General features: G+C 38.9%; 12 protein-coding genes. 11 read left to right on the top strand and 1 reads right to left on the bottom strand.

The genetic code is table 11. The annotated features are described in order from the left end of the window. Positions 1–28: 28 nt before the first annotated feature. Both NXS00_RS09670 and NXS00_RS09665 read left to right on the top strand, forming a co-directional pair. A complete protein-coding gene (locus NXS00_RS09670) occupies positions 29–568 on the top strand; it encodes a hypothetical protein (protein ID WP_258098982.1) in 540 nt (179 codons plus the stop codon). Between the two features lie 65 nt (positions 569–633). After that, entirely contained in the window at positions 634–1581 is a 948-nt protein-coding gene (locus tag NXS00_RS09665; protein WP_258098981.1) for an alpha/beta fold hydrolase, read from the top strand. A gap of 212 nt (positions 1582–1793) precedes the next feature. Here NXS00_RS09665 and NXS00_RS09660 read toward each other — a convergent pair whose 3' ends face one another. Continuing rightward, complete coding sequence (locus tag NXS00_RS09660) at positions 1794–4394, bottom strand: helix-turn-helix domain-containing protein (RefSeq protein ID WP_258098980.1); 2601 nt, start codon at positions 4392–4394, stop codon at positions 1794–1796. Between the two features lie 237 nt (positions 4395–4631). On the opposite strand from NXS00_RS09660, the gene NXS00_RS09655 reads away from it, so the two are divergent. From NXS00_RS09655 to NXS00_RS09615, 9 genes are all read left to right on the top strand, one after another. Continuing rightward, positions 4632–5282 (top strand): hypothetical protein, encoded by a 651-nt coding sequence (locus tag NXS00_RS09655; protein WP_258098979.1) that lies wholly within the window; start codon positions 4632–4634, stop codon positions 5280–5282. Between the two features lie 125 nt (positions 5283–5407). Further along, positions 5408–6001, top strand: coding sequence for a hypothetical protein (locus NXS00_RS09650; RefSeq protein ID WP_258098978.1), 594 nt, complete (start codon positions 5408–5410; stop codon positions 5999–6001). An 835-nt stretch (positions 6002–6836) separates the two neighbouring features. Continuing rightward, the gene (locus NXS00_RS09645) at positions 6837–7859 is read left to right on the top strand and encodes a serine hydrolase domain-containing protein (RefSeq protein ID WP_258098977.1); all 1023 of its coding nucleotides are present in this window, start codon (positions 6837–6839) and stop codon (positions 7857–7859) included. Between the two features lie 13 nt (positions 7860–7872). Then, complete coding sequence (locus NXS00_RS09640) at positions 7873–8424, top strand: hypothetical protein (protein WP_258098976.1); 552 nt, start codon at positions 7873–7875, stop codon at positions 8422–8424. A gap of 44 nt (positions 8425–8468) precedes the next feature. Beyond that, complete coding sequence (locus NXS00_RS09635; protein WP_258098975.1) at positions 8469–9503, top strand: serine hydrolase domain-containing protein; 1035 nt, start codon at positions 8469–8471, stop codon at positions 9501–9503. Positions 9504–9625: 122 nt separating this feature from the next. Then, the gene (locus NXS00_RS09630; RefSeq protein ID WP_258098973.1) at positions 9626–10324 is read left to right on the top strand and encodes a helix-turn-helix transcriptional regulator; all 699 of its coding nucleotides are present in this window, start codon (positions 9626–9628) and stop codon (positions 10322–10324) included. Positions 10325–10390: 66 nt separating this feature from the next. Then, positions 10391–11353 (top strand): alpha/beta fold hydrolase, encoded by a 963-nt coding sequence (locus NXS00_RS09625; RefSeq protein WP_258098972.1) that lies wholly within the window; start codon positions 10391–10393, stop codon positions 11351–11353. 287 nt (positions 11354–11640) lie between these two features. Then, the gene (locus NXS00_RS09620) at positions 11641–12369 is read left to right on the top strand and encodes a DJ-1/PfpI family protein (RefSeq protein WP_258098971.1); all 729 of its coding nucleotides are present in this window, start codon (positions 11641–11643) and stop codon (positions 12367–12369) included. 107 nt (positions 12370–12476) lie between these two features. Continuing rightward, entirely contained in the window at positions 12477–13019 is a 543-nt protein-coding gene (locus NXS00_RS09615; RefSeq protein WP_258098970.1) for a hypothetical protein, read from the top strand. The last annotated feature ends 64 nt before the right edge of the window (positions 13020–13083 follow it).

The following is a 13083-nucleotide window of genomic DNA, read 5'->3' as shown; positions in this document are numbered from 1 at the left end:
TATATTTAATGTTGACAAGCCTACAGCCATGAAGGTTCAACTGATTGTATTGCTCTTCGTAATGAGCATTCTCTTTTCGTGCAAAGAAGAGGAACCACGACCAATCAATTTCATCAAAGTAAACATTGCTGAAACTACCTACACTTTCCTTGGGCGAAGCATTGTAGAACCAGTAGATGCTGTGAAAGACACGCTTTACAACATGACCTATCTGGGAGGATACATTGGTAATTGCCTTGATGGTGCTACTCAGTTTGTGGATATAAGAATCAATCATTTTGCTGTAGGCGAATATGACATTAAGAAAGGTGTCTCTTTTTGGATGCATACAGACAGTCCGCATGCAATGGATCTCGATGATCCCGAAACAGAAGTTTTCAGTTTGACCATCTCAGAATACGGAGATGACGATGGAAGAATTGTTGGTATCTTCGAAGGAATTCATCCAAACATTAATGGTTCACCATTGCCCTTCACAGGCGAATTTTCATTAAAACGACTTCCGAATCACAGCGCTACATTTGAAGTTGCGAAAGAACTATGTCCGGAGTTTTATGATGAGAATTGATAAGTAGATAATATCGAAATCCTTACTGGCACCGTTATTGCTAAAAAAGGCTAAAAGCATGCCAAATGACTAACAAATTGATCATCTACTCATTGATTCCGCTATTATTGTCATTTTCCTCACAAGCTCAAACCAAAGTCAAAACTCATGAAGGTGTCCAAATTGGAGGTATCAAACAGTGGATTGGTGCTACGAGAAATGATGACACCAAGCCCATTCTACTTTTCTTACATGGTGGTCCTGGCTTTTCTTCCAGACTTTACTCCAGACAATTTATCCGACACCTAAAAGACGACTTTATCGTCGTGCAATGGGATCAACGCGGCACAGGCATTACCAAAGCTTGGAATTCACCTGATACCCCAATAAGCATTGAGCTTATGCATCAAGACACTGAAGAGGTTGTCGACTATGTTCTTCAAAAGTTTGATCGTGAAAAACTCTATCTGGTTGGTTTTTCATGGGGTGGTTTCCTGGGGCTAAAACACGCTAGCAAACATCCAGAAAAACTGCATGCGTACATTTCTGTGAGTGCGATGATCTATAGTGACTTATCAGACCAGATCACCCTAAAACACCTGAAAGATCAAGCCGAATTAACTTACAACACAGAAGCTAATACGGAACTAAATCAGATTTATTTACCATTCAAAACATGGGAAGACCTCTATTATCTTAGAAAATGGACCGCCTTTTTCTCAAGCGAAAATTCAAACTCAAAAACCTACCCTAAAAAGCTATTTGAAGAATGGTCAGCAAACTGGATGTCCGTTTTTAAGGAAGCTGGAGCCACAAATTATCTAACCGAAATTCCCTCCCTGGATTGTCCCATTTATTTCTTTAACAGCAAACGCGATCTGGCAGCGAATTACCATGTAGCGGAACAATACTATGAATCATTAACTACTGAAGAAAAGTACTTTATCTGGTTTGAGGAATCTACTCATGAAATTCCGAGCGATGAACCCAAAAAGTTTGCAGAAGAGCTAATTAAAATTGTTGAAAAGAATTGACAGGAACTATGGTTGACTTACAGTGTAGCTCATGGCGCTTTACCAATAGATTAAATAACGTGGCTAGTGTCAATTATTACCGATTGCAGTCGATTACAAACAGACAAACAACTGACAACTAACCAGTTAAACAATACAAGAGAAAAGTGTCCATCTAATAATTAACATTCACTAGTATTACGATAATAGTCTACGAGTAATTCTTTTTCCGTTTAAATCAGTTCTTTTTCCTCCAGTGACTCCTTTATTCTGGATTGATTTTCCCAGAACCGCTTCTCGATTTTTTGCATGACATCATCAAACTCCGGATGGTTCTTAATTGGATTTATTAGTGGATCAATTTTCAGAAATACGAGCATCCAATATTGAAAATCATCTTGCGTTGCAAAGATGTTTAGCTGTTCAATGGCCAGGTCTGCTTCTCCCTCATTAGCATATTTCACAGCGAGGCTTGCACTTTTATATATGGACTGGTCTTTTTCACAGTAATCCGCATAAGACTGGTAAAAACCCTTGGATTGTTCCATCAGGCCCATCTTTTCATAAACTATTCCAATCCTGATATCTTCTTGTTGGTAAATATCCTGCCCAGTTGTTTCTCTAGCCGAGACAAATTTTTGAAAGTAATAAAACGAACTGTCATAGTTATCCTCGAAAAAGTAAAATTTTGCCACTCCCTGCAAGATGTCTAACCGTGTGGTATCCTTTTCCCATTCCTTTAACAAGGACTGTTTAGTACGTTCAATACTGGATTCCTTGGCATACATGATCAAAGCCTTGACATAAGGTCCAAAATAGTTCTCTGGATAGTAGTTAAGTGATTTATCGATGTATTCAATCGCCTCATCAACAAAACCATTTTGGATGAAGGCATTGCTTAGATTTAAGTAGAGATAGCTCAGAGTAACAGAATCACCGGCTGCCACATCAAGCTGTACCCCTTTCAAGGCATATTCCAAATACTTACCAGAATTGGGAACGATTCGAAAATAGTAATCTGCAAGCATCTGTATGGCAAAAGATGAATTTGGGTTATACTCCAGGGCCTTTTCAAGATGAGGCAAAGCTAGTTTGAACTCCTTCGTTTGTAAGTAATAAAACGCCTTTGCGATCAGACTCTCAGCAGATTTCGAATCATAAAGCAAGGCCTTGTCTGCATAAGTATTAATCTTATCTGTATACTTTTTATCAACCTGCGATACTTCAAGAAAAAAGTAAGATATAGCAATGTTGGCATGAGCCAGTGCGAACTCAGGATCTTGTTCAAGTGCTTTTTCCAATAACCCAATGGCTTGTAAAAGTCCCTCATTTGTTCGCGAATTTAACGGACCAAGAGCTTGAAGGTAATAATCATAGGCCTGAAGGTTTTCAGTAGGCTTTTTCTCTATCAGTTCAAGCTCTGCAGGTGTGACAATAACCTTAATAGAGCTAGCTATATTTCGAGCTACTTCATTCTGCAATTCAAAAATATCAACAACTTCCCGGTTATACTGCTCAGCCCAAAGATGTCGATCAGTAGAAGCTTCAATCAATTGAATATTGAGTAATATTTGATCTCCGACCTTCTGGCCACTGCCCTCCACAAAATAACTAACATGCAGTTCTTCAGCCATTTCGGGAATTGTCTTTTTAGTATTCCTGTATTTCTCCACTGAAGATCTGCTGATAACTCGCAGGTTCTTAATTTTTTGAAGATTATTCAGCGTTGATTCCATCAGACCATTCACGAAATACAGGTTTGACGAATCACTACTCTCATTGATGAAGGGCAGCACGGCAATAGACTTATCACTCAACCCTGCATCTGAATCTGATGGCAGTTTCCTGTTAAATGGACCAAATGTGTATGCAAGAAACCCGATAAGCAATATAGATGCAGCAATTGTGACCCATTTTAGAATCGGACTATCTTTTGTGATTCTAGCATTCTGTGGCTCAATTTCACCAAGTTGATGATTGGAAACGGCATATACTTCCATGGGTTTTGTGACGTTCTTCAGCTCATGAACGCCCATAGATGCCGTAAGCAGGTCATCTTGATTTTTAACCTCGTCATACACCTTATCAGAGATATAGACACTTCCAGCCTTGGCCAATGCTTCAATACGAGCAGCCACATTTACACTATCCCCAATTATCTCTTCATCTGTAACAATGATATCCCCTGAGTGAATTCCAATGCGAATTGGGACTTTCGGTTCCTCCTTAAAAGCAAGTTGCATTTCGATGGCACACTGCACAGCATGAATAGCACTTGAAAATGTACTCAGTGTTCCATCACCGTAATATTGCAGGATTCGACCGTTATATTTTTTGGTGGTAGCATCAAAAACCTTTCTGTGCCTGTCTCGATAAACAACTCCTTTCTTTTCGTCAGATTGCATGAGAGAAGTATATCCCTCAATATCAGTGAACATAATGGCGACTAATTGTCGTTTCCTATCAGAAGAGATTCCAAGATCTATATCAAGTTCTCCTCTCCTACTGACCTCACCAGGTGGATATCCATAATATTCCCTGAAACATTTGATAAAATAGGAAGTACTACCAAAACCAACTTTGAAAGAGACCTCCGAAACAGTCATAGAATCCTGCCCAAGTATCTCTAAACTCTTTTTTAATCTAACCTGACGTATAAACTGACTCGCTGAAAGTTTCGTTTGTTGCTTGATTTTTCTCAGTAAGTTGGAACGACTCGTATTCATTACTTCTGCTAGTTCAGAAACACCGAATTGTTCATTAGATACGTTCTCAAGGATGATAGATTCAGCCCGATCTACAAAGCTATTAGAGTGGAATGATGAGTCAGACATGGCAGTTAGGTTATTCAAAACTAGCAATAATTATAGCAAACCAACACTCTAGTGAAATTTTCCGATATCAGGTTAAGAAATCAGTAATGTGCTGCATAGTTTATATCCTGGCTGCATAATTTTTATGCCTTCCACAAACTTTATGCAGTTGGCTGCATAGCTCATAAGTCTCGCTTTCACACATCCCAGACCTTTGTAAAAATCTATTAATCATACTGAACATTAAAAGTTAAGATCATGAAAAACCTAATTACAATTCTTCTACTTTCTTGCGCATTTAGTGCTTTTGCTCAAACTAACTCCTCGAAGAGTGAAGAAACCAAAGTAGCCCACAAGTGGAGGGTAAGTATGCCGTACTTTATTTTTACAGAACCTATCGAGACTAGATGGAACGCTCGAACCAGTATCCAAATGATCGAGTTTCATGTCAAACGAAACCTCGACAATAAGAATATCATAGGTGTAAAGTTTGCCACCTGGCGATTATTCCAGCCCATGGGGATTAACTATTGGGACGGCGTGGTAGATAAGATAGACTCTGGAACTGAATTCTACGATGGATACTTAAGAGAAACAGGAATTGGTGTTACATACCAACGCATGTTATGGAAAGGGTTATTTGCCACTGTAGAAGTATTACCACAACTTCAAACCTATACTGATTTAGACGGAAATAAGATTAAGAATGGCTTCAAGCTTTATAACTCCTATCATCTGGGCTATCATTTCGACTTTGGTAAGAAAAAGCATTTTTTCATCGAACCTCAAGTTCATGTGAACCAATGGTTTTTTGACAACAACTCTCCGGAAGGTTTTAAGGAATTTGACGATAAGTATGGAAACGTTTTCTATTTCGAGCCAAACCTTTATTTAGGGTGGAAATTTTGAAACATAGTCTGACAAGCCAGGATGCAATGTTCTGGGCTTGTCAGACTATTTAAAGCCAAATTAGGCCGCATTAATCAGTTCGGAATTATAATTATTTAAATTGGTTAAAAGCAAACACTCTACACATGAAAAATCTATTGTTAACATTAATTTCCTTGACCATATTTTGTGCTTGCAATGATTCCAATAACAATGGTCTTAACCAACAGCCAACACTCACCGATTATCAAGTTGGTGAAAAATGGGTTTGGAAGTACAAGGGTGTAACGACCGCTGGAGAAGTACGGTCAGACGGTAAAGACACAAGAATGATCGTGAAGATGGACGAAGGTCTAGGCATGACTATAGGCAACGACACCATTGCTCTAGCTGAAATCGTGAATCCTGATGAAAGCGAAACACCTAAATATGACTGGCCACTGGAAGTTGGTAAAAAATGGAAATACGAAAGTAGTTGGACCAGTCAGGACGGCACAACTGGAAAGCAAAGTCAGGATGCCGAAGTATTGTCATATCAAGAAGAGTCGGTAGAAGCCGGGACCTTCATGGCTTACACCATAAAATACACGGGTAAAACAACGAATTCCAGAGGATATAATGCGAATGAAGAAGAGGTTTGGTTGTATGCCCCAGCTGTAAAAACCTTTATTAAACTAACGCAGCATCAAGGCGATTTCCACTACGTAGAGGAATTAATTGAATATTCAGTGCCTGACTAGCAAAGAGTTAGTATTTGTACTTTGACCTTTTACTCGATAAATGTTTAAGAGTGATACTAAAATCATCTTTGCTCTAAAAGCAAAATAGCTAATCAAACCTGGTACCAGTCCCGAATTCCAATTAGCAAACTGAGTTAGCAAGTAACAAGAACTACATTGAAACATCAAAACATGGAAATCAGAAAGATTATTGGAATAGTATTCTCAGTGATATCACTTATTACTTTCAGTATTTTCATTTGCCGAACTGAATTTAGTATTCAACTCCAATCTTGGATTAGCTTTAAATATTACATGCAGTTTGCTCCACATGTCCTAAGCATTATGCTCCTTTATTGTGGACTCTATCTAATAAGAAAGAATCCAAAATCGAATTTCGCCTTGGCAATTTTTGGGTATACCATTTTCGAATTAGTTGCTCTGGATTGGATAGGAATAGTGTCTAATAATCTTGGCACTATTACCACAATATTGTTTGGATGTTGTGCCATTATTGCTCTGTGGATTGCTCATTCTAATTTACTCAACCTTAAAAGATTGTCTTGGCCAGAAGTTCTGATCAGCATTTTCATTGGAGCACTAGAGAGTCTGCTACTATTTTATCTTAATTCAATTGGCTAAAAATCTGACGAGCCATAGGGCAAAATGTCATGCTTGTATGCCCATTTTCCTTAACACATAACAAACAGATTATTGCCCTCTGCTTCATAATTACTATGCATGAAGCATAGTTTCTACCCAAACTTCAAATTTGCTAGTATTCGCACCATAGCTTATAACAGTTCCAGTCAGATGTAATGGACCTTTGTAACTGATTAAATAACAATCTGACAAAATGAAAAAGCGAATTACACTACTCTTTTCATCCATGACATTTGCCTGTTTTTCGGTGATCTTATCAAGCTGTGCCTTTGGATTACAACCATTACCGGACACGATCCAGGAACAATTAAATGATGCGATCGACCAAGGAATGGATGGTGTCATTGTCTGTGTCAATCGGCCAGATGACATTCAGCTGTACAGCGCAGGATGGAAAAACCGTGAAAATCAGATTCCGGCAGACCCAAATGCACTGTTCAAGATTGCCAGTATTAGCAAGCTATACATCGCCGCTGCAACTACACAATTGATTGCAGATGAAAAATTGTCATTGGACAAAACGCTTGCTGAGTATATTCCCGAAGTATCAAGTCGCATCGAGTATGCAAACCAGATCACTCTAAAGACGATGCTCCAACATCGAAGTGGCATACTGGATTACAGTTTTGAACCGGAGGTTCCCAATGAAACATTTGATGATTACCTCTCATTTGCAGCGCGTATTTATGACAAATCAGCTGTATTTGAGCCTAATAAGAAATATCAGTATTCTAACACCAACTATTTGTTAATAGGTGAAATCCTTGACAGGACATTAGGTTACTCTCATCATATCTATATCAGAGATGAGCTATTATCTCCTCTCGGATTAAGCAATACCTACAACATCCCAGCTGAAGCAAACATGGAAGAGCTAATGAGTGGTTACCTTAAAGGTTATGAACCTGATGTGAAGGACTGGGAATTTCCCCTACCAGGCGGATCCATGATCGCCACAGCAGAAGATGTAAGTATCTTTTTAAGGGCTCTTATTGATGGCTCCCTGCTTTCACCAGAGGAACATACTATTTACAAATCTGTCTATTCTTATGAACATACTGGTTGGTTGCCTGGCTATACCAGCATCGCTCGCTATCATGCTGACATTGACGCAGTAGTGGTTCAGTTTGTTAATACCAGTGGTAAAGAAATCTATTGGCTCGAACTCAAAAGACTCTACAATCGCATTGTCAGAATCCTTGAATCCTCCAACTGATCCATAAAACCTCATGATAAGATCCATATTAACAATTCAAATCCTACTATTCCCAGTGATGCTTCAAGCACAAAAAAGTGTTGTGGAAAATACAGGCAAATTGGGTTTTAGTTTTAATAACGTTTTTAACGGTGAGATTTCCACATTGCTAACTACTCCGAGTTTGGCCTATTTGAAGGGAAATAGTCAATTCGAACTAGGCCTTGGTTTCAATCCATTTGATCGGACCGACCAGACGCTACTTAGTGGGGAAATAAACTACAAATACTTTCCTAACGGAATAGCTGAGAAGTTTAACCTCTATTTCATCTCACAATTAGCCATTTTTCACAATCAACGAAACACCTACTATCCGGCTACCTATAACTATCTGTTTCTAAATGCAGGATATGGTTTTCAAATCAAACTCTTTGATGAAGCTTACTTGGGCACCAATGTTAAAGCGGGTGCTTTCACTTTCAATAAATCTTCAACTAATCCCTATGAAGGGTTTCAATCAACAAGCTTTTTTGATGAAACTGGATTGAATTTAGATTTTCAATTACACCTGAATTATTACTTTTAAACATCCTCATTTTTGGGATAACAAATTACTAAACCTCCTTAACCATGACCTCTAGAAAAACTGTTATTATAAGAATTATACTTTTCGCTGCAACTGCCATCTCGTTATTCTTTGTACCCTGGCTGTTAGTCAAAGCCTGGATCCTCCCATTGCCGGATACAGTACAAGAACAGCTAAATGAGGCGGTTGATCACGGATTTGACGGAGTAATCGCCTATGTAGACCAAACCGGTAAACCTCCACAGTACGTTGCTGCCGGATGGCACAATAAAGAAAAACAAATACCTGCCAAACCAGATGCTTTATTTAAGATTGCCAGTATCAGTAAGCTTTATGATGCCGTGGCTGTAACCAAACTAGTAGATGCAGGACGCCTTTCATTGGATAAAACCGTAGCAGATTATTTTCCTGAGCTTGTAGGTAGAATTGAACATGCGGATAAGATTACTTTACGCTTGATGATTCAGCACAGAAGTGGCATGCCTAATTTTACGGACACTCCTAATTTCTGGGCTGCTCCTACACAGAGCTTTGAAGAAAGCCTGGCTCTTATTTTGGACAAACCTGCCAATTTTAAACCCGATGAAGATTATGAATACTGTAATACCAATTACTTGCTTATTAACAAAATAATGGATGATGAATTGGGCTATCCCAATTTTCAATTCATCAAAGAAGAAATTCTCACCCCATTAAACTTGAAAAACACCTTCGGTTCTCTAAAAGAAGTAAATATGGATGATGTTATGAGCGGATACCATGTAGGTCACCCTTATGATCTAAAAGAAGATGAGCATGGAATGTTGGCAACAGCTGAGGATGTGGGTACTTTCATTAGAGCGCTTAACGATGGCTCTGTATTTGCCGAAGGAGAACAAGAAATTTATTCATCCATTTATAAATACGAGCATGCAGGTTGGGTACCTGGATACCAGAGTTTTGCTGCTTATGATAAAGACCTGGATGCAGTGACAGTGGAATTCTATAGCACAACAGATCCTAAATTGTACAACTGGAACTTATCAGAAATAGTCAATAGCAGGATTGTTAAGATATTGGAGGAACAGCAGAATCCTTAAGGGTTTCAGAAGCGTGAATTGCAGACTGGTTACTTGAAATCTAGTTTCGTCCTTATCTTTAAACTCCCAAAGCAGTTGCTTGGAATGAACAAGTTTTATTAACGAAATTCGATTTACACAGAATGGAAGGAGATGAAGTCAAGAGAATTTCGAGACTAACCGCCATACTCACGCAGTTACAAACCAGGCGAATAGTTACTGCCGCAAGTCTTGCTGAAAAATTTGATGTCAGCAAAAGAACGATATACCGGGATATCAAAGCCCTCGAGAAGGCTGGGGTTCCTGTATTGACAGAAGAAGGAAAAGGATATGTATTGATGGAAGGATATCGTATTCCACCCATTATGTTTACTGAGAAGCAAGCCAATGCTTTGATCCTTGCTGAACAACTGGTATTGCAAAGCAAGGACGCTTCTTTTGTGCAGGACTATGCTGAGGCCGTTGATAAGATTAAATCAATCCTGAAATACACGGTACAGGATAAAGCCAATTTATTAGCCGAAAGAACCAAATACAATGAAGCGCTTAATCAGGAAAGAAGCAGCAGCAATTTATCCGATCTGCAATATGCCTTGACAAACTACTTCCTAGTTAAAATCAACTATACAAACAAAGAAGGCTCGAGCACCGACAGATTAATTGAACCTTTTGCTATAGTGAATGCTGAAAATTGGTATTTGATTGCGTGGTGTCGCTTGCGAAATGAATTTAGATTTTTCCGTCCGGATCGAATACAGAGAATGGAAATCCTCACTGAGCATTTTGAACCTCACAATCTGACGCTGCAAGAGTATTTTGATAATTACCAAAATTCCTACTGACACCCTTGACATAAGGCTGTCTCACATCGCTCCTACGTTTGCATTAAATCTTTAATTCATCAAAAAATGACAAACGTAAAGAACACAAATTGTATCGACATTGAATTTCCGAAGCCAACAATTATCTCTGTCAATGGCATCAAGCTGGAAGTCTTTGAAGCAGGTCGTGAAAATAATGGCAAACCTATTGTATTGTGCCATGGTTGGCCGGAACATGCTTTTTCCTGGCGTTATCAGATTCCTGCTCTTGTAGAAGCTGGCTACCACGTGATCGTTCCCAATCAGCGAGGTTACGGCAACTCATCCAATCCAGAAGACGTATCAGCTTTTGATATAGAACACCTGGCTGGAGATCTTGTAGCATTACTGGATCACTATGGTTACGAAGAAGCTGTCTTTGTAGGTCATGACTGGGGAGCGATGGTTACCTGGTGGTTATCCATGCTTCACCCATCTCGAGTAAAAGGAATAATTGCTTTGGCTGTCCCCTATCAGGTTCGTGGAGAAAGACCCTGGATCGAGTGGATGGAAGAAATCCTCGGTCAGGACTACTACTTTGTCCATTTCAATCGTCAACCAGGTGTAGCTGATGCCATTCTTGATGATAATGACCATCAATTTCTTCGAAACATCTTTAGAAAAAACCTTCCACAAAGTATTCCTGAACCTGGCATGGCGATGATCAATCTTGCCAATGCAAAAGAACCTCAGGGTGAACCTGTCATGAGCGAAGGTGAATTAGCCCTTTTTGTAGATTCTTTCAAGTCAACTGGATTTACAGGAAGTATTAACTGGTATAGAAATCTTGATCGCAACTGGCACTTACTAGCCGATGCCAATCCTATAATAGAGAAACCAGCATTGATGATTTATGGCAATCAGGACGTCATTCCAAAATTTGAAGGCCTTTCCATATTTGTCCCTAATGTGGAAGAAGTTAGTCTAGAGTGCGGACATTGGATCCAGCAGGAAAAGCCAATCGAAACCACTGAAGTGATCTTAAAATGGTTGGAGCAACAATTCAACTAAAAGATTGGAGATCCTGTGAAATTTAAGTTCAGATTTATTTAAATCTTAGTCCGTACATCCTGTGCGGACTTTTTGGATTTATATAACAACAATCGCCTTCTTGGTATTGTCGTCATTTCGGTTCAAAGCAACTCTTTGTGTTGAATCTAGCTATGATTTTCACTTTCACATGATTCATTAATAAAATATTGTTAGGTAATTAACACCAAAACAATCTCGAATTTGATATCGCTTTTTGGCTACCACAAGTACCTTTGCTCGCCTTAACCATCATATGAAAACCAAAAATGAAACTATCCTCTTTACCCGCTTTAGCTATTTCCGCTTTACTCGTATTCAGCTGCAATACTGATCAGAAAACATCGACTATCGAAGCTCCTGGAGACACACTTACCACACATTTAAAACCATTTAATCCTGAACTTCCAACCATTGGTTTACTGATGTACAATGGTGTTTTACAAAGTGAAGTAGTAGCAACAAGTGATGTGTACGCAAAACCAACAATAGATGGTGAGCAGATCTTCAATGTGATCACCATTGCTGAAACATCTAAACCAATAGTTACCGAAGAAGGATTAAGATTGATACCTGACTATACCTTTGACAATTGTCCTAAATTGGATGTTCTTTTTGTACCAAGTGCATACGACATGTATTCTCAAGTACACAACCCGGCTATTGTTGACTTCATCAAAACCAAAAACGAAGAAACATCCTATACGGTAAGTAACTGCGGTGGAGCTCAGTTGATCGGTGCTTCCGGAATTGCTGATGGTCATAAAATTGTTACTTGGATAGGCGGTGGTAAGCAATTGCAAATGGACTATCCAAACCTTTTGGTTCAGGATGATAGCCTGATAACTTATGTTAAGGATGGCAAATTTCACTCGTCTAATGGGAACTTAGCAAGCTATGTTTCTGCTCTCGAGTTATTGGAAATTATGACTAGCAAAGAGCATCGGGAGTTTGTGGAAAGCTATCTATACCTCGACAGACTTCAGGAATGGAAGTAGTTCTAATATAATTATCTGAAGTAGCTGCATTGAGGGAGGTAACTTAATGCAGCTACAACATTCAATCTATAATAGCGTTAATTATGCAGCCACATATGATTAACATAATGAGACTTCTCTTTTCATTAGCTATTTTATTTCTCAATTTTTCAGCTCTCTTCGCGCAAACTACTTTTCATGGAGGCTATGCTTCTACCTCAATTGGAATGATCTATTGGGACACTGATGGTGGAGGGTTTGCAAATACTTTTGAAGGAGCCTACCTACACAACAACACAACATTTTCAGCAAGTTTTTTGAGAAGTTCAGACGGTTTTTGGGGACCGGAAGATAAAATCCGACGAACACAATTAGCCATCGGCAAATTTCATGATGCATCCTTTATAAGACTTGAAGGAAAAGTTGGTCCAACATTGACTTATCGCAGATTTTTAGTCGGGTATGATGATGATCATAATAGAATAGAAAACTCAGAGATGTTACCTGGAATTGCACTGGATGGAAGTGTGGGAATTCTCATCTATTCCAGAGCCAGTTTAGGCCTAAACTTTCATATTAATTATAATAAAAGACGAGCCAGCTACACGCCATTGCTATTTTTAAAAATTGGCGTTTTAAGTAACAGAGATCAACAGGAACTTAAAAAATAGACTTCCAAACGGCCTATTGTCCGTTGCCTATTGTTAATTTATTTAGAGTCTAGAGTCTAACGTC

Source organism: Marinoscillum pacificum (assembly GCF_024714495.1).
In the GTDB taxonomy this organism is placed as follows: Bacteria; Bacteroidota; Bacteroidia; order Cytophagales; family Cyclobacteriaceae; genus Marinoscillum; species Marinoscillum pacificum.
The sequence above is the reverse complement of the archived record's forward strand: the minus strand, read 5'-3'. Positions and strand labels throughout refer to the sequence as shown.